Below are 23,817 nucleotides of genomic sequence, written 5' to 3'. Positions count from 1 at the left end.
TGCTTACCTTTTACTTACCCCAGGAATCCCGCAAGGTAACGGTGCGATTGAATACCGGCTTGCCGGCTTTGGCGGTCAGTTTCGAATCACAGAAGAAATAGCCTTCCCGTTCGAACTGGTACGGCAGATCCGTGCCAGGTGTGGCCAGGTTCTGCTCTGCACGCGCACCTTTGAGCACCACAAGCGAGTCTGGGTTGACGTGATCAGTCAGGTCGCCGTCCTTATCGCTGTCTGGCATCTCATGGTTGAACAGCCGGTCGTACAGATTGATATCACATTCTACGCTATCGTTCTGCGACACCCAGTGGACAACACCATTAGGCTTATAGCCCTCAGGATTAACGCCCAGAGTGGCCGGATCGTACTCGCATCGAAGCTCCACAATGTCACCACTGGCATCCCGAATCACTTCTTTGCAGGTCATTACATAGCCGCCGCGCAGACGAACTGCTTTATCAGGTGCCAGGCGCTTCCACTTGCGCGGTGCCTCTTCTACGAAATCTTCCCGGTCGATATACAGGGTCTGGCTCCAGGTGACCTCACGCTGCCCCATATCGGGGTTCTGCGGGTGTACCGGCAACACTAGAGTTTCGGTCTTGTCAGCAGGGTAGTTGGTCAGCGTTACTTTCAAGGGGCGCATCACACACATGGCGCGAGGTGCGCGAGTGTTCAAATCTTCTCGAATGGCGAATTCCAGCATGCCCATATCCACGGTGCCGCCGGCCTTGTTCACGCCGATCATATCGCAGAAGGTGCGCAGGGATTCCGGGGTATACCCCCTGCGACGCATACCAGAAATAGTAGGCATACGCGGGTCGTCCCAGCTATCCACCAAATGCTCGTCCACCAGCCGCTTAAGCTTGCGCTTACTGGTGAGGGTGTAATTCAGGTTGAGCCGGGAAAACTCGATCTGCCGCGGCTTGCACGGAGCAGTAATATTGTCCAGCACCCAATCATATAGCGGGCGGTGATCCTCAAACTCCAGGGTACACAAGGAATGGGTAACCCCTTCCATAGCGTCGGAGATGGGGTGAGTGAAATCGTACATCGGATAGATGCACCACTTGTTGCCCGTTTGGTGATGCTCTGCGTACCGAATGCGATAAAGAATAGGGTCACGCATGTTGATGTTGGGCGAGGCCATATCAATTTTGGCCCGCAGCACCATCTCGCCATTAGCATATTTGCCATCGCGCATATCACGGAACAGCTTCAGGCTTTCGTCGGCGGAACGCTCGCGATAGGGGCTGTTTTTACCCGGCTCTTTCAGGCTTCCACGGTAGTCCGCCATGTCATCGGCTGACAGCGCACACACGTAGGCCTTGCCCTTCTCAATCAATTCTTCGGCAAAGTAATACAGGGCATCAAAGTAATCAGAGGCATAATGCACCTCCCCTGCCCAGGTATAACCCAGCCACTCCACATCCCGCTTAATGGCATCAATGTACTCCTGGCTTTCCTTCTCCGGGTTGGTATCGTCAAACCGCAGATTGCACGCGCCAGAAAATGTCTCGGCAATACCAAAATTTAGGCAGATGGATTTGGCGTGGCCGACGTGCAAGTAACCATTGGGCTCAGGCGGAAAACGAGTGACCACCTGGCCGGTATGCTCGCTGTTGGCGACGGCGTTTTCGATCAGGTTCTGAATAAAATTGTGGGCTTTCTTCGGCTCGGCGCTCATACAATCTCTTAAAAGAAGTGGGATCATAAACGGTCTATTATACTCATAAATCAGAGCCGGACTCATGCATCGCCGGAAACTCTTGAGTACAATACCGGCTTTAACCGACTCAAACTCAATGAACAGGAAACCCTGATGATTCTGCTGACCACCAATCACGGCGATATCAAGCTCGAACTCGATTACGAAAAAGCCCCTGAAACAGCCAAGAACTTTGAGCAGTATGTGCGTGACGGCTTCTACGACGGCCTTATTTTTCACCGGGTAATAAGCAACTTTATGGTTCAGGGCGGTGGTTTTGAGCCAGGCATGATTGCACGCAAAACCCGCGATTCAATCAAGAACGAAGCTGACAACGGCCTGAGCAACATGCAGGGCACCGTCGCCATGGCCCGCACCATGGACCCGCATTCCGCCTCAGCACAATTTTTCTTCAACGTTGAAAACAACGGCTTTCTGGATCACACAGCAAAGAACGCCGAAGGCTGGGGTTACTGCGTGTTTGGCAAGGTTGTGGAAGGCATGGAAACGGTTAACGCCATCCGCACAGTACGTACCACCATGGATGCAGGCCACCAGGACGTGCCTTCTGAGGACGTCGTAATTGTAAAAGCCACGGTAGTAGAAGGTGGTGGAAAGCGTGGTGGAGAGGATGGAGGCGCAGCGTGACCACGCTGTTTATTTCCGATCTCCACTTGGAAGAGTCACGTCCCGACATTACCGGGGCGTTTCTTGGCTTTCTGAAAAAGGAAGCTCCCGGGGCAGAGAAGTTATACATCCTTGGTGACTTTTTCGAAGCCTGGATTGGGGACGACGAGCGCACGCCTCTGCAAGAACAGGTTGCGGCTGCATTACGAGAGCTCAGCGACAGCGGCACCCGTATCTTTCTGATGCACGGCAATCGGGATTTTCTGCTGGGCGAAGACTTCTGCGCCCGTGCCGGCGCTACGTTGCTGGACGACCCCACGCTTATGGATCTTTACGGCACCCCTACCCTGTTAATGCACGGCGACAGCCTTTGCACAGCCGATGTTGAATACCAGAAGTTTCGCGCCAATATGCGAAACCCGCAAACCCAAAAGCTCATTCTGGCTCGCCCCCTCAAAGATCGCCTGCAAATGGCCCGACAGCTCCGGGAAATGAGCATGGCCACGAACCAAGGCAAAGCAGACGACATTATGGATGTTACGCCCGAGGAAGTTGTGCGTGTTATGGACGCCCATAATGTGCCGCAGCTGATTCATGGCCATACCCACAGGCCCGCTGAGCATAACCTAGAGGCGAAGGGCAAAACCTCAAAGCGGATTGTCCTAGGTGACTGGGATGAAAACGTGTGGTGGCTGATTGCAAAGCCCGGCCAGACGCCGGAGCTGAAAAAGACGCCACTCTCCAACTTCTACCCACCTATCTAGCTTCTATTAAAGAGCGCCTGCCCGATGAATTAAAAGCGCGACGCAGGCCCGCCCACGCGAGGATCGCAAAACATGAAGCAGCGCCCGACCCGTTATTCAGTTTTAACTACATGGCTGGCCGGGGTTCTTCTACTCTGCTTTTTAGCACTACCCACCCTCGCAGAAGACTCTGATGAGCTGCAGGACTCTCGCCCGGCCGTGCAGCCAGAGCTAGAGAAAGGCACAGATGCGCCTCCGGAAATTAAGCTACCGAAAGCGGTCGACGCGGATATCCACGAACAGATCCAAGCACTTCTGGGCTCACTCAATCAACGCCAGTCTGCTGTTATAGCGAGCCGGGAGCGATTGACCTACGCCGAATCCATCCTCACCCGTCTGCAGGATGAATACGAGAGTTTCGAGCTGAGGCTCGAGAAGGCCGGGCTCAACTTAACCGCAAGCTACGCCGACCTCTTAAAACAGAGGCTTGAGCGCTTACAGCGGCAAAGTATTGCCCAAGACCTTATTGAAGGCATCGAGAACAAGCTATCCGCGGCAAGAGAAGAGCAGCTGCGGCTGGAAGAATTTGAGGCCATTGCAGAGCCAGATGGCGATGCCCGAAGCCAACTACGCAGCCGCCGGTCTGAACTGCTACGAGAGCTTCATAAAGCCGTTACAGAGCATATTGATGTGCTCAATGAATACTACAGTACGGTGACCGCACTTCAGGATCAGGTACAGGACTACCAAAAGCTTTTAAAGCAAAGATTGTTCTGGCTTCCCAGTGCGGCAGTGGTAAATGCAGAAACCGCCGGAGGGCTTTACCAATCCGCCAAGTGGTTTGTTTCTCAACTGCGTTTTGACGCTTTGAGAGAAGCCGTTACCCGCTCAGTGAGCGAGCGCGGAGAACGCACAGGGCTAGTGGCGCTGCTTCTCATCGTGCTTTTGATAAAACGTAAAGCCGTCGTAAATAACCTTCTGGCCAACAGCCGCTATGTCGGAAACGTCGGTGAAGACCGCACAGCTTTTACACTAAAGGCACTGATCAACAGCTTTCTCCTAGCATTGCCGGGGGTTCTTGTGTTTTCGCTGGCAGCCCTGGTGCTGATGGAAGGAAACGCATTTTTCGCGGCACTGTCGAAAGGCTTCACCGCAGCCGCCTTTATTATGTTTTTGCTCGCCTTTATCCGCAACGTAGCCCGCAAACAAGGGCTTGGAGAAAGCCACTTTCACTGGAACCCAAACTCTTTGCTGGTTATTCGCCGGGAAATACCTTTACTGATGGCCTTTGTTATTCCCATCACCATCATCACCACATCAACCAGCTCAACACCTGAGGGCGCGCAATTTGACGACAGCCTCGGCCGCCTGCTATTTGCTCTGGTATCCATCGCACTGGCAGTATTTGCACAGCGCATCATGAAGGCAGTGAGAGCTTACAAATCCCACGGCGGGCTACTCCTTTTCCTGCACGTTATGGCGGTTACGGCCCCTCTTGTACTGGCGTCGGCGTCCCTGATCGGCTACCACTACACCGCTTTGCAGCTTGAGCGAAACTTGTTTGTTTCCATATGCTGGCTGGCCTTCAGCTCGTTACTTTATTACCTCGGCCTGAGAGCGCTATCCGTACGTGAGCGGCGACTCACCCTCGATCGCCTCAAAGAACAACGCGCTGTCGAACGCAGAGTAGCCGAGACCAGAGAGGCTGAAGACGCCTCCGACGAGAGTATTCTGCCGGCTCTGGATATGCCGAAAATGAACCTTAAAGACATCAGCCAACAAAGCTCCTCCCTGCTACGCATCGTCATTTTTGCTTTGGCCCTGGCCGGCTTGCTCATTCTCTGGGCCGATGTTATCCCGGCACTTCAGTTATTTAACAACATTACCCTATGGACCATTACCACCGACCTGCAGGGAGGCGACCCGCTTCCCATAACACTTTCCGATGCGTTGCTGGCGCTGCTGGTCGCGGCCGGAACGGTGCTTGCCGCTAAAAATCTTCCAGGAACCCTGGAGGTGATGGTATTAAGCCGAATGAACCTAGAACCCGGTTCTGGCTACGCCATTACAACGATCACCACCTACATTCTTGTGATCGTGGGAGTGGTGACCTGCCTCGCGGTGATTGGCGTTCAATGGTCCAAGCTGCAGTGGCTGGTTGCCGCACTCGGTGTGGGCCTCGGGTTTGGGCTTCAAGAGATAGTCGCGAACTTTGTCTCTGGCATCATTCTCTTGTTCGAGCGCCCAATTCGGGTAGGCGATATGGTGACCATTAACGGCATAACCGGCACCGTTGCGCGCATACGCATTCGTGCCACAACACTGATCGACTGGGATCGAAAAGAACAGATTATTCCCAACAAGACCTTTGTTACCCAGGATCTGACCAACTGGACACTCTCAGATCCAATTACCCGCGTCATCCTCCGTGTGGGCGTTGCCTATGGATCCGACGTAAACAAGGTTCAGGAGGTACTCACCCAGGTTGCCCATAAAAATGAGCGCGTGGTGAGTGACCCGGCACCGGAGGTTTTCTGTGTGGGGCTTGGGGACAGCAGCATCGATTTCGAGGTTTGGGTTTATGTGAAAGACCTAATGGATATCATGCCGCTGTCCCATGAAATACACGCCTCAATCACCGGCGCTCTGACGGAAGCCGATATAGAGATCCCGTTCCCGCAGCGGGATATTCATGTGCGCACCCTGCCTGAAGCCCGCTAGGCTTCAGGCCGCTCGGTTTTAGGCAAAGTAATCTAGGGACTGTATCAGGACGACATGCCCGGTACCGAGCCCATCTTTACGGGCTCTTTGTAGGTTTCCAAGCGCTTGAGCCATCCTGCAAGCCAGCGCTCCCGCTCAACAGGGTTGCTCGCATTCTGGGCACGGCGGGTAAGCACTGTTGCAGCAGCCTCTCGGAACTGAGCCAGCGTTTTCTCGCTAGTCTGCACTTCCGCTGAGCCCACAGCGCCCGGCTCTGTTGCCGCAGGCGATACAGGCATCGCCATCAATACCTGAAGCAACCCCCAACCCTCGCCGTTATAGCGCTCATCAGGTGAAAGCCCCTCGCCTTTAAAATTCACATAATCCATAACCGCGTAAACACCACCGGGCGTTTGGCTTAGCGCTCGCAGTCTTTTCTGCACGTCATTGCGACGTGACTCAGGGGCCGCCTTCACGATTTTAGCCAGTGAGTCTTTTGCACGGCGGAAGATAAACTCAGCCTGAACCCCCTGAGTGCCAGCTAGAAACTCCCGCAACTCTGCCATTTCGGGCGAATCCGCAACCTGCATGAAGGTTTCCCGATCTGGCCAGGGAGCATCAAACGGCTCGAGTTCCCGCAACCATTCGGGGATATTAAGTTGGCGCTGCTCCATATACTCAACAAGCGCAGGAAAACTTTCTATAAACCGCTCGTTAACTGCTTTCGGGTACCAGATAAAATGTCCAATACCCAGTGAGGGAAACGCCTCAGACTCATTCCAGTGAATGAGGCACTGGAACTGACCAGCGCATTCATTTTGGAAAATTTTCTGGCCAACCCAGTCCAACTGGGCAGGCTTCAGGGCAAGGGAAATGTCGCTGGCAAATTCCTGCGTCGAGGCAGCGTCTGAACGTGTCTCTTCGTTACTTTGCTCGCTGTTTCCAGCATCGCAGCCAGAGAGCAACAATGTGCCCGCCAGAGTGCCCGCAAGAAAAATCAGTCCGAACGCGTTTCTAGTCAAATTCGCTACCTCATTCATGTAGCCGTTGCCGGGGTGATTACTCAATCATATGCTCTGCCAACTGGCTGCGGGTTTCTTCAGAAATAGAAACGGCTTTTTCTGCTTCGTAATCAAAGTGAATCAGCACAGCCTTGCCACGGGCAATCAACTGTCCGTCCTGCCAGGCTTCCTGGACAGCCTGGAACGAGCTGTTCCCAATCTTCCCGATGCCCGTGCGAACCTCAACTGGCAGATGCCAGAAACTCTGGGCCACAAAGTCTATTTCCACGCGGGCGATAATCAGTGGCCAAGTTTTCACATCCAGTGTCGGATGGAAGATCCTAAACAAAGGTAGTCTGGCCTGCTCGAACCATACCGGCAATGTCGTATTGCTGATGTGACCCAAAGCATCCGTGTCGCTGAAGCGGGGCTGAAGCTCTATATAGAACATGCCGTCCATCCTGTTGGTTAAAACCGAATACTATACACACTGTTCTGGGCTTCATAAAAAAACCCGAAGCCTTGGCCTCGGGTTTCAGATCTCGTGCAATTCGGGACAAGCCAACAGGATAGTGACCCGCTCACTTTTTACTTCTCCACGAAGGCCCGCTCGACCACATAATGCCCCATGTCACCACCCCGAGCTTCTTTGAAGCCCATGCTGTCAAGGATGGAACAGGTGTCCTTGAGCATGCTCGGGCTGCCACAGATCATGAATCGATCATCCTCAGGGTTTAAGTCGGGCAAGCCAAAATCACCGGTTATCTTGCCGCTCTGCATGGCTTGGGTAAGCCGGCCCTCATTGCGGAAAGGCTCACGGGTTACCGTGGGATAGTATTCAAGCTTACCTTCAACCATCTCACCAAAGAACTCGTTTTCAGGTAGTGCTTCAATCTCGTGCTGGTAAGCAAGCTCTGAGGCATATCTTACGCCGTGAGTTACAATAACTTTCTCAAAGGCATCGTATACTTCTGGATCCTTGATAATGCTCATAAACGGCGCCAGACCGGTACCGGTGCTGATCAACCACAGGTTCTTGCCTGGCAGAAGGTTGTCCAGAATCAGAGTTCCGGTGGGCTTGCGGCTCACCAGAATCTCATCCCCCACCTGAATCTTTTGAAGGCGTGAGGTCAACGGGCCGTTCTGCACCTTGATAGAAAAAAACTCCAACTCATCTTCGTAATTCGCACTGGCAATACTGTAGGCGCGCATTAGAGGCTTGCCTTCAGTTTCCAGGCCAATCATCACGAAATGGCCGTTCTTGAACCGAAACCCTGGGTCGCGGCTGGTTTTGAAGCTGAACAGGGTATCGTTCCAGTGGTGAACGCTGGTTACGGTTTCTTTTATCAGGTTGCTCATTTAAACCTCTTGCCTATCCGGTTCGGCGGCGAACGTTTTAAATATGGATTGCGTACAGTGTACCGCACCACTAACCTATCGATGAAATGGGATATTCCCATAACCTTATTCGGGTACGTCGATTTAGAGCGTTTTGTTATGAAGTACAGTTTCAGGCAACTCGAAGTTTTTTTAGCCGCCGCGCACTTCCAGAACATTACCCGTGCTGCAGAATCGCTTGCCATGTCTCAATCTGCCGCAAGCAGCGCACTTAAGGAACTGGAAAACCAATTCGATATCCAGTTATTCGATCGTGTTGGCAAACGCCTGCAACTGAATGAGCTTGGGCGGCTCTATCGCCCCAAGGTGGAAGCCGTGCTCGCACAAGCAACAGAGCTGGAACAAGCCTTTAGCAAACATACCGAAGTAGGTGCCTTAAAAGTTGGAGCCACCTTAACTATAGGTAACTATCTAGCTGTTGGCGTAATGGCCCAATACATGAATACCCCTACCCAGCCCAGAGTGTCACTAGAAGTGGCCAATACCAGCACCATCGCACGCAGGGTCAAAGATTTCGAACTCGATATCGGCCTTATTGAAGGTGAACTGCAGTCTTCGGAGCTGGACGTTTTGCCTTGGCGCGGCGACCAACTGGTGGTCTTCTGCTCACCCACACATCCGCTGGCAGCAAAGAAAGAGCTCTCGGATGCAGATCTCCGAGACGCCACCTGGGTCATGAGAGAGCAAGGTTCCGGAACTCGGCAAAGCTTCGAGCGCGGCATGCACGGCCTGCTCCCAAGCCTGAACGTACTGCTGGAACTGGAGCACACCGAAGCCATCAAGCGAGCCGTGGAAGCTGATTTGGGCATAGGCTGCTTGTCAGAAGTCGTTCTTGAGGATGCCTTCAAACGCGGCAGCCTGGTGCCACTGAAAACCCCGGAAAACCGGAATTTCAAACGGCAGTTCTACTTCATTCTGCACAAACAGAAGTACCGGAGCGCGGGTATCGACGCCTGGATTGGCCTGTGCCGCGCGCTAACCTAACACTCAGGCAATTGGCCCACTGTGGAACCTGAACTCTTTATCCGGCTCCAGAATAAGCTGTTTTTCAATCGCCAGAAACTCCGCAACTCTCTCGTCCACGGGCCCGCCGTTGGCCTTCTCGGCCAGCGCCAAGTAATCCCGATAATGGCGCGCTTCAGATTTAAGTAGGCTGCTGTAGAAATCTGCCAATTCATCATCCAGAAACGGAACCAGCGCGGCGAACCGTTCGCATGAACGGGCTTCGATGATGGCACCCACCACCATTACATCCACCAAGCGGCCCGGGTCTTCCGTGCGTACGTCTTTGCGCAGCCCTGCCGCGTAGCGCGCGGGTGTCAGGTGGCAGTAGGTCACGCCGCGCTTGTTAATGATGGCCAGAACCTGCTCAAAGTGCCGCAACTCCTCCCGGGCCAAGCGAGACATTTTGTTAAGCAGATCGGTATTCTCTACATAGCGGTACATCAGGCTGAGCGCCGTCGACGCTGCCTTTTTCTCGCAATGGGCATGATCAATAAGCATCAGATCTTGATTGGCCAGTGCGTTATCAATCCACTGCTGCGGCGTAGCACAGGGCAGAAAATCGTGGATCTCTTGCAGGGCCTGGGTCATAGAGTCTGTTTTGTGATTCATGGTGAGTAGCAACGTTAATTCAATGGACCGGCGATTATAACGCAGCTATCAGGTTTCTCCGACCACCGTCCAACTTAACTTTATAAGTGCTTTCCTATAGAATACAGCGCCAACTTAACGTCTTTCCGCCATAAAGCTCCCGCCAGGCATGCTGCCTAAGGTGCGGGACATACCAACTGATGAGGATCCAAACCGTGTTAGAAGCGTACCGTGAACACGTTGCAGAACGTGCGGCTCAGGGCATCCCCCCCAAGCCGCTGAGCGCCGAACAAACCTCTGCTTTGGTAGAATTACTGAAGAATCCGCCTGCAGGTGAAGAACGCACCTTAGTTGATTTGCTTGAGAATCGCGTTCCGCCAGGCGTTGACGAAGCCGCTTATGTAAAAGCCGCTTTTCTGACCGCCATCGTTAAAGATGAAGCAAGCTCGCCTCTGATCGACAAGCCCAAAGCGATCCAGTTGTTTGGCATGATGCAGGGTGGTTATAACATCACCACTCTGGTCGAGTTATTGGATAATGCAGAGCTGGCCGAACTGGCCGGTACCGAACTGAAGCACACTTTGCTGATGTTTGACGCGTTTAACGACGTGAAAGTGAAAATGGACGCCGGGAATGCGGTTGCCAAATCTGTCATTGAGTCTTGGGCCAACGCTGAGTGGTTTACCAAGCGTGACAAGGTTGCTGACAGCATCAAGATGACTGTCTTCAAAGTAACCGGTGAAACCAACACCGATGACTTGTCTCCTGCACCGGATGCCTGGTCACGCCCAGACATTCCACTGCACTCCCTCGCTGCCTACAAAATGGAACGCGATGGCCTGAAGCCTGAAGAGCCCGGCGTTAAGGGCCCGATGAGTCAGATCGACGAAATCAAAGCCAAGGGCCTGCCCGTTGCCTTTGTCGGTGACGTAGTCGGTACCGGTTCTTCACGTAAGTCAGCCACCAACTCTGTACTTTGGTTTTTCGGCGATGATCTTCCCGGCGTACCGAACAAGCGCGGTGGTGGTGTGTGTATCGGTAACAAGGTTGCGCCTATTTTCTTCAACACCATGGAAGATGCCGGCGCCCTCGTATTCGAAGCACCGGTAGACGACATGAACATGGGCGATGTTATCGATATCCGCCCGTATGAAGGCAAAGTTCTGAACGAAAATGGCGATGTCATCTCCGAGTTCGGCTTCAAGTCTGATGTCATTCTTGACGAAGTACAGGCCGGCGGCCGTATTCCGTTGATTATCGGTCGTGGCCTGACCACCAAGGCCCGTGAAACACTGGGGCTGGGCGTAACGGACACTTTCCGTCTACCAGCTGACCCGGAAGCGGGCACCAAGGGCTTTACTCTGGGCCAGAAAATGGTTGGTAAAGCCTGTGGTCTGGAAGAAGGCCAAGGCGTTCGTCCCGGCACCTACTGTGAGCCGAAGATGACAACCGTTGGTTCTCAGGATACTACGGGACCGATGACTCGTGATGAGCTGAAAGATCTGGCATGCCTGGGCTTCCAGGCAGACCTGGTGATGCAGTCATTCTGTCACACTGCGGCTTACCCAAAGCCGATTGACGTTGAAATGCAACACACCATGCCCGACTTCATCAAAACCCGTGGCGGTGTTTCGCTGCGTCCCGGCGACGGCATCATCCACTCTTGGCTGAACCGTATGTTGCTGCCAGATACCGTGGGTACCGGTGGTGACTCTCACACCCGTTTCCCGATGGGCATCTCGTTCCCTGCAGGTTCTGGCCTGGTTGCGTTCGCAGCTGCCACCGGCGTTATGCCGCTGGACATGCCAGAATCGGTTCTGGTGCGCTTCAAAGGCGAAATGCAGCCCGGCATCACCCTGCGTGATCTGGTTCATGCCATTCCGCTGTACGGCATCAAGAACGGCATATTGAACGTCGAGAAGAAAGGCAAGATCAACGAATTCTCCGGTCGCGTACTGGAAATTGAAGGTCTGGAACAGCTGACTGTCGAGCAAGCGTTTGAACTGTCTGATGCTTCTGCTGAGCGCTCCGCAGCGGGCTGTACCATTAACCTGTCTGAAGAGTCTGTTGCAGAGTACCTGCAATCCAACATCACCATGCTGCGCTGGATGATTGCAGAAGGTTACGGCGACCCACGCACCCTTGAGCGTCGCGCTCAGGGTATGGAAGAGTGGCTGGCAAATCCAAGCCTGATGCGTGCTGACAAAGACGCAGAGTACTCACACGTGATCGAGATCGATCTGGCTGACATCAAAGAGCCAATCGTATGCTGCCCGAACGATCCTGACGATGCCCGCTTCCTTTCTGAAGTGGCTGGCGACAAGGTAGACGAAGTATTCATCGGCTCCTGCATGACCAACATCGGTCACTTCCGCGCGGCTGGCAAGCTGCTAGAGCAGAACAAAGCACCTCTGAAAACCCGTCTATGGATGGCGCCGCCAACCAAAATGGACGAGTCGCAGCTGATGGAAGAAGGCTATTACAATATTTACGGTACCGCGGGTGTACGCACCGAAATGCCAGGCTGCTCACTTTGTATGGGGAACCAGGCACGGGTAGCTGCCAAGAGCACCGTGCTGTCCACGTCTACCCGTAACTTCCCGAACCGCCTGGGCGATGGTGCCAACGTGTATCTAACCTCTGCGGAACTGGCGTCTGTGGGCGCGATACTGGGTAGAATCCCGACGCCACAGGAGTACTTGGAGCACACCAAGAACCTGAACAGCATGTCAAAAGAGATCTACAAGTATCTCAACTTTGACCAGATGGACAACTACACCAGCAAGGCAGCTGCAGCGAATATCGCTTAAGCCCTGACCTTATCGGTTTAGCCCCATAAAAACGCCAGCCTTCGGGCAAGCCATTTACCTTAAGTGTGGCTGACTAGGTTTTGGGAAAGAAAAAACACCTAAGCTTCATGGAATTACAAGGTTTAGGTGTTTTATATTTCGGGAAAGAAATCTTTCCTGATTCACATGGAAAAATATAAATGTCATTTTTTATACGAAAAGTAATTAAAAATACTGCCTCTATTAACTTGCATTTACTGAAATTTACGTAAAAAGACAGTGAACCACTCGACTCTAAAGAACAGGGATTTTTAAAATACTTCTAAATAGAGATTAATTTCCAACTTAGATTAATTATCATAACATTTCTCCTTTTATGAGTTTATTACTGTTCACACAGATCGGATTGCTGTGGGGAGGCGTTATCAAACTCATAGAACTGTGTGGTGGACCCCTGAGTCAAGACATCAATTGACTCGGTTTAAGTTGTGCACTCGACTTCACTTGCAGCTGGACGGCGCTGCCCCGTGTTTGCCTTTGCTTTGGCTGTTGCCGTTGTGTCTGATCTGGCTTCTGCGGTGGATACATCCCCTGTGGAGCGTAGCGGAACAGGGGATGTATCCACCGCGCGCGGAAATTTATCCACGATCATTGCCCCGCCACCGATAGCGGTTCTATGCACGATGTCGGGTGTCGTTTGCCCCAAGGACTGGTGCGGGCGCTCACCGTTATAGAAGACAAAGTACTTCGTCAGTCCGACCAGTAACTCGCCCATCGTAGCGTAGCCATTGAGATACACATCCTCATGCTTGACGCTGCGCCAGAGGCGTTCGACGAAGATGTTGTCGAATGCCCGCCCACGCCCATCCATGCTGATGACAATGCCTTCACGGGTCAGCACGTCAGTGAAGACGGCGCTGGTGAACTGTGCGCCTTGATCGCTGTTGAAGATTTCCGGCCGACCGTGGTTGCGCAATGCATCTTCTAGGCAATCGACGCAGAACACCGCTTCCATGCTGTTGCTGATCCGCCAGCTGAGCACCCGGCGCGAGTACCAGTCGATAATGGCGACCAGATAAGCGAAACCATGCGCCAGGCGGATGTAGGTGATGTCCGTGCTCCAGACCTGGTTGGGTCTGACAATCGGAACGCCGCGCAGCAGGTAAGGATAGATCTTGTGTTCAGGGTGTGGACGGCTGGTATTCGGCCCCGGCGCCATGCCGGCCAAGCCCATCTCCCGCATCAGGCGTTGTACCCGCTTGCGATTGACGGTGTGACCCGCCACCTTGAGGAATACGACCATCTTGCGGCTGCCGTAGAATGGGTGTCTGGTATACTCCTCGTCAATCAGGCGACCGAATAGCAGGTCGCTTTCATCGACCGGCTTGGGCCTTTGCTGCGCATAGGCTGTGGCGCGGGATACGCCGGCCAGAATACATTGCTGGACGACGCTGACCGCAGCGCCTTGGCTGATCCAGGCTTGCCGCGTCATGACTGGCTGATCCCAGACTTTTTTTTGAGCCAATCCAATTCCACCTTCAGCTTGCCGATCTCGCTGTAGAGCCGTTCTGGCTCCCGGTGGTCAGCCAGCGGCTTGGGGCCGCGCTTGCCTTCAAACAGGGTCTTGGCTTGCTCCTGTATCGCTTTCTTCCACTGACCAACCTGGACTGGATGTACGCCGTATTCCTGGCCAATCTCGTTGATCGTCTTTACGCCTCGTACGGCTTCCAAGCCAACCTTCCCCTTGAACTCCGAGGTGTGTACCTTCCGCTTCTTCGCTTCACTCATCGCTGCTAATCCCCTTATGACAAAGTACAGCTTAAACCTTTGTCTTGAAAACGGGGTCCACTATACTGGTCTGAATGGCAGAGCCATGCGCTGGCAGGAATTTTTACCAGTCCAGGTGTCTCTGCAACTGACCAGCCGACCTTGAGAGCACCACCAAGACTTTCAATACCCGCAAGACCTGATGTGTCCACCAAAGGATTGCCTTTAAGATTCAAATCACAATTAAACTCACTAATTGAACCAATGCCTACACTTTTTAGGTTAAGTAAGCTGTTTACGTTGGTAAGACCGCCCCCATTTCCTTCGCAACTTCTGCTACGACTGGCGCCGCACCGGTACCCGTTCCGCCGCCCATGCCGGCCGTAATGAAAACCATATCTGTGTTTTTTAGTATCTCGGCAATTTTTTGACGATCCTCCATGGCTGCCTGGCGGCCAACTTCTGGGTTAGCTCCTGCGCCAAGCGGTGATTTGCAACCCAGTTGTCCACATAGCTGCGTTTAAGCAGCCTGTTTATTCCTCTCAATTTCCTGCAACTTTCCAGGGTTGAGCGATACGGCTCCGGCAGCTTCCCAGTTTCGAATGTCACCAGACCAGCGTCGGGGATTCAGTCGCTTTGCTCGCTCATAAACGGCTTCACGTTTGGCCAAAAGCTCTGTATCAACACCCCGGTGCCGTTGTGCGGGCGTAACGAAGTTGATGCCACTGTGCAGGTGCTGCTCGTTGTACGCATACTCGAACGACAACATCCATTCACGCACCGCTGACAACGACACAAAGCCCTTTACTGGCCATTTGGGACAGTACTTCACCGTCCGGAACAGCGACTCTGAGTACGGGTTATCGTTGCTGACTCTTGGACGGCTGTGAGACATCAACATCCCCAGCTCTGCCAGCCTGGCCTTGAGTGTGTAAGACGTCATTGGTGCGCCATTATCGGAGTGTAATACCGGCGGATTGTGCCAGCAGCTCTCTCGCAACAGAGCGCGTTCAACCAGTCTTCGGGCCAGTTCACCGGATTCTGCATTATGGATTTCCCAGGCCACGATCTTGCGGCTGTAGATGTCCAGTATCAGGTACAGATACCAGTGTTGACCACGTACCGCTGAAGGGCAGTAGCTAATGTCCCAGGTCCACACCTGGTCCGGGCCTGTGGCGGTGAAGCTGGTCGGCTCAGGAACGTTGCGGGCCGGTTTCATGCGGCCCCGATGATTCAGTTGTTGATGCTTTTTCAGTACTCGGTAAAACGAGGACTCCGACGCCAGATAAAGCCCTTTGTCGGCCAACCGCGGCACAATCTGGGACGGTGGCAAGCTCTGGTACTCCGGTTCATTGCAGGTGTCCAGGATAGCTGACTCTTCAGCGTGAGTGAGCTGGTGTGACTGCCACAACGCGCTCCGCTTGCGGACGTTGATCCTCCGCCACAGCGCCATTCTCTTGCCTCCAGCGTTTCAAGGTACGCTGGTTCAGTCCCATCAGGCTGGCCGCCTTGTAGCGGGCAGCGCCGCGGGCTACGGCTTCGTCGTAATCATTCAAGAGCCTTGTACGCTCGTTCAGCGGGGTCAGTTGTCCTCGCTGTCCGGATCCTCGCCGTACAAGGCTTCGAGCTTTTTTGACAGTACCAACAACGAGGTCGTTTCTGCCAAAACCCGATCTTTACGACGAACTTCCGCTTTCAGCTTCTTGATGGTTTTGCGAGAGTCTCTTTGTTGCTTTTGGGCCGCTTTTTCCAGACCCTCCTGCGTGCCAGCGCCCTGAAGGCAGGCTTCTTTCCAACGCTGCACCTGTTCTGGATACAGGCCTTTCTGGCGACAATAAGCGCTCAGTTCGGCTTCGGACATAGAAGCCGTTTCGATCACAACGGCCAGCTTGGCTTCTGGAGACCAATCGTCCCCGATACTACGGTTACCCGGCACAGGCATTCCTTGTCGTCGACACTGTTTTAGCCAACTATACAGAGTCATATTCGATATGCCTTCCTCTGTGGCGACCGACACCACACTGCTGTTCTGCGGAGGCAATAATTTTTTCAACACGGCCGCTTTACGTTCCTCGGAATAACGTGGCATAACAACTCTCATACCGCCCAATCTGATATGAATTCAGGCGAAATCGCCAACTGGGGTGAGTCAGCCGAAGGAACTGCCCCCTCAGCTGCTCTCAGAACCCGGCGTGAACCTCTCAGCTCACCGGGCTCCCATTGCTCCAACCGAAAATGCCCCACGCCCGCACCAATGTGCGAACATGCTTGGCTGTTTTCGCTTCATGCCTGCAAGCCATGAGATCGCTCTCATCTTGCGGCCACGTAAGCGTTTGTGTTTCCGCATAGCCCATCGGATGATGGCGCGATCAAGATGATCTGCTACAGGCTGAAACTCAGAACCTCTGAACCGACAATAATAATTGATCCACCCTCGTACACGTGGCGCTAGCACCTGGGCTAGCTGATCCAGTGATAGCTCACTTCGGTGGGTCAAATGCCATCGTCGTATCGACTGGCGCATGGCGGTCATCGCTTGCCGGCTGACTGCCGGAGTAAACCCCAGCAAGGGTCTGCCGTTTCGACTAACCGTGCGTCTTGGCCGGAATGTGTAGCCAAGAAAATCGAATTGAATTTGCTCATGAGTTTCTGTTCGCCTGCTGTCCTTGCAGTACACCACCCGTGTTTTCGTCGGGTGCATCTCCAAACCGCAGTCACGAAGTCGTAACGCCAACCGCTTTCGCAGATAGTGTGCTTCGTCTTCGCTGCGGCAGTGCAAGATGCCGTCGTCAGCATAACGACAGAAGGGAATGTCTTTGTGATTAACCGTTAACCAACGATCCAAGGCATAGTGCAGAAACAGGTTTGCAAGAACTGGAGACAGTGGGCCACCTTATGTATATCTACTCGTTATGCAAAGTATTGCGCTGGAGAGCAGCAGGTAGCTGTATTCTCGTCTGATTGACTTTGCATAAAACCTGACTGCTGTGGTGAGAATGGAGACTCCCATTAACGCAGGAGTCAGTAACCATGTCCGTGCTTACATTTGATGAGTTGACTCATCGTCTAGACAAAGAACTGCACCGATTGCATTACACCGAGGGTTCGATTGCCGGGTATCGCAGAGCCTGGAAGCACATAGCAAGCTTCCTCGATAACGAGTGCTTATCCGGTTTTAGCGAAGAAGCTGGGATGCGCTTCCTTGACGCTAAGTACGGTTTTTCAGAGTTGGAAAGAACGGGCGCATTGACTCAGTCACTGATCAACCAACTACGAATCGTCAGAATGCTGGGTGATTTCCAGCAACACGGCAGTATATTACGTCGTTATTTCAAGCAGAAAATACGGCTGAACGGCAAGCCTTTCCAGCAATGGTTGAAGCGCTTCGAGACTCATTGTCAGGAACGGGCGTATTCAGGTGTCACGTGCAATCATTACAGAAAAGCGACAGATAGATTTCTTGCCTTCGTTGAGTCACAACGCGTGTGGCAGGTTGAAGATATCGTTGCTAGACACGTTCCTGACTACGTCAAAACCTTACTGGGCTATAGCTACAAGAGCGTCGAGCTACAGCTGTGTGGCCTGCGCTGTTTTCTGCGTTTTCTAATTCTGCAGGATGTGCCTGCACAGCCCTTGCTTGATGCGGTACCAACGGTAAAGGCGCGGAAACAAAACAGGATCCCATCAGTCTGGACCAAAGAAAACGTCGAGAAACTGATTCAGGCCATTGATCGGGGCAACCCCGCTGGCAAGCGAGACTACGCCATCATTCTGTTAGCAGCTCGCCTGGGTATTCGCACACTTGACATCAAGCGCTTGAAACTCACGGATCTCAATTGGGCAGATAGCCGGATTGAACTGCGAGTATCAAAAACAGGGGCCTTGGTTCATTTGCCACTACTGCCAGATATTGGTTGGGCCATCATTGAGTATCTGAAAAATGGACGCCCAAAAGTCGACTCCCCTTACGTTTTTCTGCGACATCTAGCACCTCTGGAACCGTTCTCAGATGAACATCGCCTGCATCAAATCATCATTAAGTACATGAGGATTGCCAGAATCCCCATTTCGCCAAACAAGAAAAAGGGCATGCACTCCTTGCGCCATACACTGGCGAGCCGTCTGTTGGCAGAGAACACACCACTGCCAATCATCTCTGACATTCTTGGTCATGCCAGTACGGAATCCACGGCTGTTTACTTGAAGGTGGATATCCAACAGCTACGTCAGTGTGCGCTGGATTCTGCCGGGGAGATGGAATGATGAGAAAACTTCCCTTTCAGAGTTCGTTGCATGAGTTCATCAGTGGCTGCATCCTTGAGAAACGCGCTGTGGGGTACAAATACACCACCAGCGCTTGGTCTCTCTACAAATTTGATCAGTTCTGTATCAGCCAGAGTTATACAGAAACCGTGATTACTCGGGATCTGGCCCATGCCTGGATCCAGCGCAAACCCAATGAAGCGCTCGCCACCCAGCAAAACAGAGCTGGGGTCCTGAGGCAGCTAGCCCTGTATATGACACGACTCGGCCTTCCATCCTATGTGTTACCGCCAAAAATACTGCCGCGCAAGGAGCACTACCAACCCTATATATTCAGCGACGCAGAAGTCACTGCGATCTTGAGCAAAGTCGACGCCTGCCATTACTGCTCGCAAGTGCCATTGCGGCACCTCATCATGCCGCTGCTGTTCCGTCTGCTGTACGGCTGTGGTTTACGCCTTTCTGAGGCACTGAATTTGCACCGGAGTGACGTTGACCTCGACGAAGGTGTTCTGACCATCATCGATGGCAAGTTCAACAAAGACCGGTTGGTCCCCATGTCGATGAATAACCTGGATCGTTGCCGCCGCTACGCCCAGGCAGCGCACACCCTGTCGGATGATCAAGCCTACTTCTTCCCTTCGCCAACTGGCAATCCGATGACCATCGGGAACGTCTACAAGAATTACAGGCGTTTTCTTTGGCAAGCAGGTATATCGCACGGGGGCTGGGGAAAGGGTCCTCGGCTGCATGATCTCAGGCATACACACTGCGTTCACTGCCTGAGGCGATGGGTTCTCGAAGGTGCAGACCTTGCCGCGTACTTGCCGATTCTAAAGACTTACATGGGTCACTATTCGTTCCAGGATACAGCGCATTACCTACGCCTGACCGCAGAACTCTTCCCAGATATTACAGCCAAATCCGAGCGGGCTTTTGGTGACATTGTTCCAACACTGGGAGGAGATGGCAATGAAACCAACTGATTTTGCCAAGGCGCTGTCGCACTATCTGGGGATCTATCTACCTGGACAGCGAAACGTAAGCACGAATACTATCAAGTCCTATCGTGACACGTTCAAGTTGTTGTTGATCTATTGCCAGCAATCGCACCACCGATCTGCGGATAAACTGTGCTTAAAGGACATCGACAAGTCATTGGTGCTGGGCTTTCTGGACTGGCTTGAACAACAACGGCACAACGGTATCTCGACTCGTAATCAGCGACTCGCCTGCATCCATGGGTTCTATCGGTACATGCATATTGAGGATCCAGCAGGGTTACTTCAATATCAGCAGATCTTGTCAATTCCCAGCAAAAAAGCACCTGCGGCAGCGGTGTCGCACCTGTCGCCTGAGGCATTAACACTGATACTGGCTCAACCAGATCTGTCAACGTCTTCTGGACGGCGGGATCTGGCGTTACTCAGCGTTCTCTATGATACAGGAGCGCGTGTGCAAGAGCTGGTTGATATCAGGGTCCGTGATGTCAGGTTTGATCCGCCAGCCATTATTACTTTGACAGGAAAAGGGCGGAAAACACGGCAGGTGCCGTTAATGCTCAACACCGAATCTCTGCTGAAGCAGTATTTTAGCGAGGCTTTTAGCGAACTTGCGGGTGTGGCTGATCAGCCTCTATTTTCCAATCGCATGCGTACCAAGATGACACGTGCTGGAATCTCGTACATCCTCGGCAAATATGCATGCCAAGCTCGTTCAACGTCACCACTCATTCCCGAAAAGGTAACGCCGCATATTTTAAGACACACCAAGGCGATGTTGTTACTTCAATCGGGAGTGAACCTTATCTATATACGCGATCTGTTGGGACACGTTGATATCGCGACCACAGAGGTCTATGCCAGGGCTGATACCGAGATGAAGCGCAAAGCGCTTGAGGGCGCGTATCCAGACATCGTCACCAGCACTTTACCCCATTGGACAAAGGACCGTAATCTTCTCTCGTGGTTGAGCACGTTGTAGCATACGCATCACCTCGTTATGCAAAGTGTTCTCTCCAAGTCAGTACGCACTACGCGGATACAGCGATCCACTTTGCATAACGAGTAGCTATACATAAGGTGGGATATGAAAAGCTTTTCATATCCCACCTTGTGGTGTGCCAACGCTCCTTGATTCTTGCGTCCCGTCTCGACTTTGCATTGGTGCTGTAAGCCAACGTTCTACGCACAGCAACACCCACCGATCCTGACAATGATGACGAAGGGCTTTCATCAGCAAGGTATGGTCAATGTGATCAAACAGGCCACGAATATCGTACTCCAGCACCCAATCGCGCTCCCAGCAACGCTTGCGCGTCACTGCCAGTGCATCATGTGCGGACTTGCCTCGGCGGTAACCATAAGAGTCGTCATGAAAGACCGGCTCCAGAATCGGTTCGAGCGTCATTGTGACGACGGTCTGTGCAATTCGGTCACTAACCGTTGGCACGCCAAGTATTCGTTCTCCACCGGATTTCTTTGGGATCGGCACCGCTTTGACGGCGGGCGGAAAATAGCAGCCCGACGACATCCGATTCCAAATTTGGTAAAGATTCCTGCTTAAATTCCGATCGAAGTCGGAGATTGATTGCCCATCAACACCTGCTGCACCTCGGTTCGCTTTAACACGCTGATACGCATCCCATATCAGTCGTTTTGGAACTACAAACGGTTTTGCGGATGTCACGGGTTCATCCTTCCAAAGAAGTTGACCCATGGATCCGCTGAAGCAACTCGCCTCCTTCGCTCCGCATCCATTACAGATGCATCAACACTATTACGAGGCAATCCGTCCTCAACCCGTGCATCGGTACTCTGCATCTCGCTTTTCTTCACTTGACGCCCTCCCTTAACATCACGGTATTGAGTTCCCACAGTTCCGTTGAAGTGCCTGAACCGAGCTCGCGCCATCTCTATGCCGGATACCGCCCACCCAGTAAACAGGTTTCCGATGGGCTTATCCCGGGGATAGTTGTGGCCCCCGGTTTTGATATCGTCTGTCAATTTCGACACCTTAACGATGGTTCGCTTGTACTCGCCTTCTCGGCCCTTACCTGACACACCACATGGGTGAGCCTTTTCCCTCGATGCTTACGACAACGGTCTTCAGCCAATGCCGCTCGGGGTGGTTTGGAGCCAGCCCCTGCAGGCGGACTCCGGGGGTTCGGTTCCCCCATCACTTCAACAGCTTCTCATGTAGCTCGGTAAACTCCTGTAAAACCGAGCCGCATTGCTGTGGCACACACAACTAGGCTGGCAGAGGGCGCAAGCCCCTTTGTAATACTAACGCCCAGTTGAATCGTGTGATTGGCGCCCATCTGAGAAAGTGCCTGAGCATCGGTGTTTGCTCCGATAAACTCAACTCCCTCAATTTCTGATTCAACCATGTGCCTAACGGCATTTCCGCCGCCACCGCCGACGCCAATTACTTTAATGACGGCATTTTGGTGGCTATCTTCAACGATTTCGAACATTTACATTGGTTTTGGTCCCTAGGTTTAAATATTTTTGGCTATGTTAAATAACGAGCCTATAGTAATAATGTATTTGAAAAATCTTATTTCGCAACATTTCAAACAAAATAATATTGCTAATTAACAAAATATTTACTATTCTAACTTTTTTTGCATTTTAATCAGGATGGATTTTTCTATTTTATGTTTGAATTAAATATAGGTTGAGCTATAATCCACGGATCAAAAATTGAAACAATATTCGTAATATTGGAGAAGACTAATGGATGCCGGATTACATGAGTCCATGACAGATATGTCTGCAAGATTCACCATGTGCGCCATTGGGGCTGGAATTCTAGCGTTAATCTCACTTTGGATGTGGGATTCTAATATTGCAAAGGCAACATTTTGGATTAGCCTTCCTATTCTTCCGTTTTTTGATCAGAAACTCAGAAAACCTTGGGCAATTATGGTTTTTTGTGGCGCCATCGTTTTCGCTCTCGCTCTATACATGGCAGATTATAAATTTTAACGTGATCTCTGTGGGGAAATGTTTATGCGTAAAAACAACATAAATTAACATCTTGGGATAGATGGGAAAAATATAGCCCAAGAGCAAGCAACTTACCTTAAGTGTGGTTTGGTCTGCTGACAAAACCATGGGAAGCGTTTATAATACTGACTATCCAGAGTCGGCTTCGCCGCATACTCTTTGCTTTCAGATCAAATAATATAATCTGTCATATCGCCATCACTAGCTCAAAACGCAAAAAGGCGGATAGCATTTATCAGCCCACCGGTTATAAATTATTACTATTAATGACAATTTCCCCAGCTTGGTTTTGGATCAGTCCATGCAATTGCACTAGCATCAAAACTGTTTGGTTTTGACCCAATCTTACTAACACACCAGTCCGAAAGATCTTGATTGAAATTGTTTGCCTCATAAAACATTCTCCTCATATTGCTTACATTCGACGTATTCCAGTTACTGATATCCTGATTAAAATTAATCGCATTATGAAACATTGCTAACATACTGGTAACATTTTAAGTATCCCAGCTACCAATATCTTTATTAAAATTGTATGCATTCAAAAACATTTCCGTCATATCTTCTACACTTGAGGTATCCCAGTTAGAAATATCCCGGTTGAAAGAAGAAGCATTTAAAAAAATACCAGACATATCTTTTACATTCGACGTGTCCCATAACCCAATATCCTGGTTAAATGAATCTGCGATCGAGAACATACTTGAAATTGTAGTTACTGACGACGTATCCCAATGAGAAATATCTTCATTAAAAGAAGCGTAAAATAAGAATGTTTCCGATAAATCAATAACATTTGAAGTACAAGCCGTAGCCGCATAGGCTTTAGCGTCTGATTTGTTATCGACAACGATATATTCCAAACCATTTTCTTGAAGGGGTAAAAGTTTCCAGATTACTCATGCCCAAGCAAGTTACTGTCACGCCGTTTGGGTGCAGAGCGCCTTCCCCAACTGGAGCTTACCAGGGCTGTGGCGATGATTTAACGCTATTAGTCGGAACGACAAAATAGTAACCCTGGGCACTGGCTAGCGAAGTCCCTAAAATAAATAAAAGCGCTAAATAGATTAAGTTTTTCATAATTTGTCCTCGTCCTTAAATAAAATCATTATTATATCAATAACAAGATTTCTTAAAAACGCTCAGACAGGAGTGCAGAGAGAAGTATTGCTGTAAATTGGAAAACCAGCTATTTTTGGTCGCTGGTTTTTCGTTTTAACTCGG

At 51.7% G+C, this 23,817-nt stretch carries 18 protein-coding genes and 5 pseudogenes; 9 read left to right on the top strand and 14 right to left on the bottom strand.

Going from position 1 to position 23,817, the window contains the following annotated elements:
- Positions 1-10: 10 nt before the first annotated feature.
- Entirely contained in the window at positions 11-1,681 is a 1,671-nt protein-coding gene (locus CPH80_RS02595; protein ID WP_096275480.1) for a glutamine--tRNA ligase/YqeY domain fusion protein, read from the bottom strand.
- Between the two features lie 135 nt (positions 1,682-1,816).
- Between CPH80_RS02595 and CPH80_RS02590 the strand changes: the two genes are divergently transcribed.
- The 3 genes from CPH80_RS02590 (at position 1,817) to CPH80_RS02580 (ending at position 5,793) form a co-directional block, all read left to right on the top strand.
- Positions 1,817-2,350, top strand: coding sequence for a peptidylprolyl isomerase (locus tag CPH80_RS02590; protein WP_096275479.1), 534 nt, complete (start codon positions 1,817-1,819; stop codon positions 2,348-2,350).
- Positions 2,347-3,093, top strand: a complete 747-nt coding sequence (locus tag CPH80_RS02585; protein ID WP_096275478.1) for a UDP-2,3-diacylglucosamine diphosphatase — start codon at positions 2,347-2,349, stop codon at positions 3,091-3,093. Before CPH80_RS02590 ends, CPH80_RS02585 begins: the two co-directional genes overlap by 4 nt.
- A 72-nt stretch (positions 3,094-3,165) precedes the next feature.
- On the top strand, positions 3,166-5,793 hold the full coding sequence (locus CPH80_RS02580) for a mechanosensitive ion channel domain-containing protein (protein ID WP_096275477.1): 2,628 nt from the start codon (positions 3,166-3,168) through the stop codon (positions 5,791-5,793).
- 44 nt (positions 5,794-5,837) lie between these two features.
- Here CPH80_RS02580 and CPH80_RS02575 read toward each other — a convergent pair whose 3' ends face one another.
- The 3 genes from CPH80_RS02575 to CPH80_RS02565 form a co-directional block, all read right to left on the bottom strand.
- The gene (locus CPH80_RS02575; protein ID WP_227520325.1) at positions 5,838-6,794 is read right to left on the bottom strand and encodes a hypothetical protein; all 957 of its coding nucleotides are present in this window, start codon (positions 6,792-6,794) and stop codon (positions 5,838-5,840) included.
- A gap of 37 nt (positions 6,795-6,831) precedes the next feature.
- Positions 6,832-7,224, bottom strand: coding sequence for an acyl-CoA thioesterase (locus tag CPH80_RS02570; protein WP_096275476.1), 393 nt, complete (start codon positions 7,222-7,224; stop codon positions 6,832-6,834).
- A gap of 137 nt (positions 7,225-7,361) precedes the next feature.
- Positions 7,362-8,132 carry a ferredoxin--NADP reductase gene (locus tag CPH80_RS02565; RefSeq protein WP_096275475.1) on the bottom strand — a complete coding sequence of 257 codons (771 nt, stop codon included), beginning with the start codon at positions 8,130-8,132 and terminating at the stop codon, positions 7,362-7,364.
- A 138-nt stretch (positions 8,133-8,270) separates the two neighbouring features.
- Between CPH80_RS02565 and CPH80_RS02560 the strand changes: the two genes are divergently transcribed.
- Positions 8,271-9,155 (top strand): LysR substrate-binding domain-containing protein, encoded by an 885-nt coding sequence (locus tag CPH80_RS02560; protein ID WP_096281335.1) that lies wholly within the window; start codon positions 8,271-8,273, stop codon positions 9,153-9,155.
- Between the two features lie 3 nt (positions 9,156-9,158).
- On the opposite strand, the gene CPH80_RS02555 is transcribed toward CPH80_RS02560, so the two are convergent.
- A complete protein-coding gene (locus tag CPH80_RS02555) occupies positions 9,159-9,764 on the bottom strand; it encodes a tRNA-(ms[2]io[6]A)-hydroxylase (protein ID WP_096275474.1) in 606 nt (201 codons plus the stop codon).
- A gap of 215 nt (positions 9,765-9,979) precedes the next feature.
- On the opposite strand from CPH80_RS02555, the gene acnB reads away from it, so the two are divergent.
- A complete protein-coding gene (gene acnB, locus CPH80_RS02550) occupies positions 9,980-12,574 on the top strand; it encodes a bifunctional aconitate hydratase 2/2-methylisocitrate dehydratase (protein WP_096281333.1) in 2,595 nt (864 codons plus the stop codon).
- A 613-nt stretch (positions 12,575-13,187) separates the two neighbouring features.
- Here the strand turns inward: acnB and CPH80_RS02545 are convergent.
- The 4 genes and pseudogenes from CPH80_RS02545 to CPH80_RS22235 form a co-directional block, all read right to left on the bottom strand.
- A pseudogene (locus CPH80_RS02545) lies at positions 13,188-14,341 on the bottom strand (IS3 family transposase); the annotation flags it as partial.
- Positions 14,342-14,633: 292 nt separating this feature from the next.
- Positions 14,634-14,819, bottom strand: a pseudogene (locus tag CPH80_RS02540) (cell division protein FtsZ); the annotation flags it as partial.
- A gap of 21 nt (positions 14,820-14,840) precedes the next feature.
- Positions 14,841-16,409 (bottom strand): annotated as a pseudogene (locus tag CPH80_RS02535) (IS3 family transposase).
- A 117-nt stretch (positions 16,410-16,526) separates the two neighbouring features.
- Complete coding sequence (locus tag CPH80_RS22235) at positions 16,527-17,204, bottom strand: group II intron maturase-specific domain-containing protein (RefSeq protein WP_096275473.1); 678 nt, start codon at positions 17,202-17,204, stop codon at positions 16,527-16,529.
- 146 nt (positions 17,205-17,350) lie between these two features.
- Here CPH80_RS22235 and CPH80_RS02525 point away from each other — a divergent pair, with 146 nt between their 5' ends.
- From CPH80_RS02525 to CPH80_RS02515, 3 genes are read left to right on the top strand one after another with little or no spacing between them, the layout of a single operon-like run.
- Positions 17,351-18,583, top strand: coding sequence for a site-specific integrase (locus CPH80_RS02525; RefSeq protein WP_096275472.1), 1,233 nt, complete (start codon positions 17,351-17,353; stop codon positions 18,581-18,583).
- Positions 18,580-19,569: a tyrosine-type recombinase/integrase gene (locus CPH80_RS02520; protein WP_197703603.1), complete on the top strand. Its 990-nt coding sequence runs from the start codon at positions 18,580-18,582 to the stop codon at positions 19,567-19,569. Before CPH80_RS02525 ends, CPH80_RS02520 begins: the two co-directional genes overlap by 4 nt.
- Positions 19,556-20,566, top strand: coding sequence for a tyrosine-type recombinase/integrase (locus tag CPH80_RS02515; RefSeq protein WP_096275471.1), 1,011 nt, complete (start codon positions 19,556-19,558; stop codon positions 20,564-20,566). Before CPH80_RS02520 ends, CPH80_RS02515 begins: the two co-directional genes overlap by 14 nt.
- A gap of 120 nt (positions 20,567-20,686) precedes the next feature.
- Here CPH80_RS02515 and CPH80_RS02510 read toward each other — a convergent pair.
- The 3 genes and pseudogenes from CPH80_RS02510 to CPH80_RS02500 form a co-directional block, all read right to left on the bottom strand.
- Positions 20,687-21,301: pseudogene (locus CPH80_RS02510) on the bottom strand (reverse transcriptase domain-containing protein); the annotation flags it as partial.
- The gene (locus tag CPH80_RS02505) at positions 21,268-21,588 is read right to left on the bottom strand and encodes a hypothetical protein (protein WP_157746842.1); all 321 of its coding nucleotides are present in this window, start codon (positions 21,586-21,588) and stop codon (positions 21,268-21,270) included. The pseudogene CPH80_RS02510 and the gene CPH80_RS02505, both read right to left, overlap by 34 nt.
- 248 nt (positions 21,589-21,836) lie before the next feature.
- Positions 21,837-22,058, bottom strand: a pseudogene (locus CPH80_RS02500) (cell division protein FtsZ); the annotation flags it as partial.
- Positions 22,059-22,320: 262 nt separating this feature from the next.
- Between CPH80_RS02500 and CPH80_RS02495 the strand changes: the two are divergent.
- A complete protein-coding gene (locus CPH80_RS02495; protein WP_096275468.1) occupies positions 22,321-22,572 on the top strand; it encodes a hypothetical protein in 252 nt (83 codons plus the stop codon).
- Positions 22,573-22,856: 284 nt separating this feature from the next.
- Here the strand turns inward: CPH80_RS02495 and CPH80_RS23255 are convergent, their stop codons facing one another.
- Both CPH80_RS23255 and CPH80_RS21930 read right to left on the bottom strand, forming a co-directional pair.
- Entirely contained in the window at positions 22,857-23,078 is a 222-nt protein-coding gene (locus CPH80_RS23255; RefSeq protein ID WP_197703602.1) for a BspA family leucine-rich repeat surface protein, read from the bottom strand.
- Between the two features lie 12 nt (positions 23,079-23,090).
- Positions 23,091-23,456, bottom strand: a complete 366-nt coding sequence (locus CPH80_RS21930; protein ID WP_197703601.1) for a BspA family leucine-rich repeat surface protein — start codon at positions 23,454-23,456, stop codon at positions 23,091-23,093.
- Between the last annotated feature and the right edge of the window lie 361 nt (positions 23,457-23,817).

The organism is Marinobacter sp. LV10R510-11A, assembly GCF_900215155.1.
GTDB lineage: Bacteria > Pseudomonadota > Gammaproteobacteria > Pseudomonadales > Oleiphilaceae > Marinobacter.
This window is presented reverse-complemented; position numbering and strand designations above follow the sequence as displayed.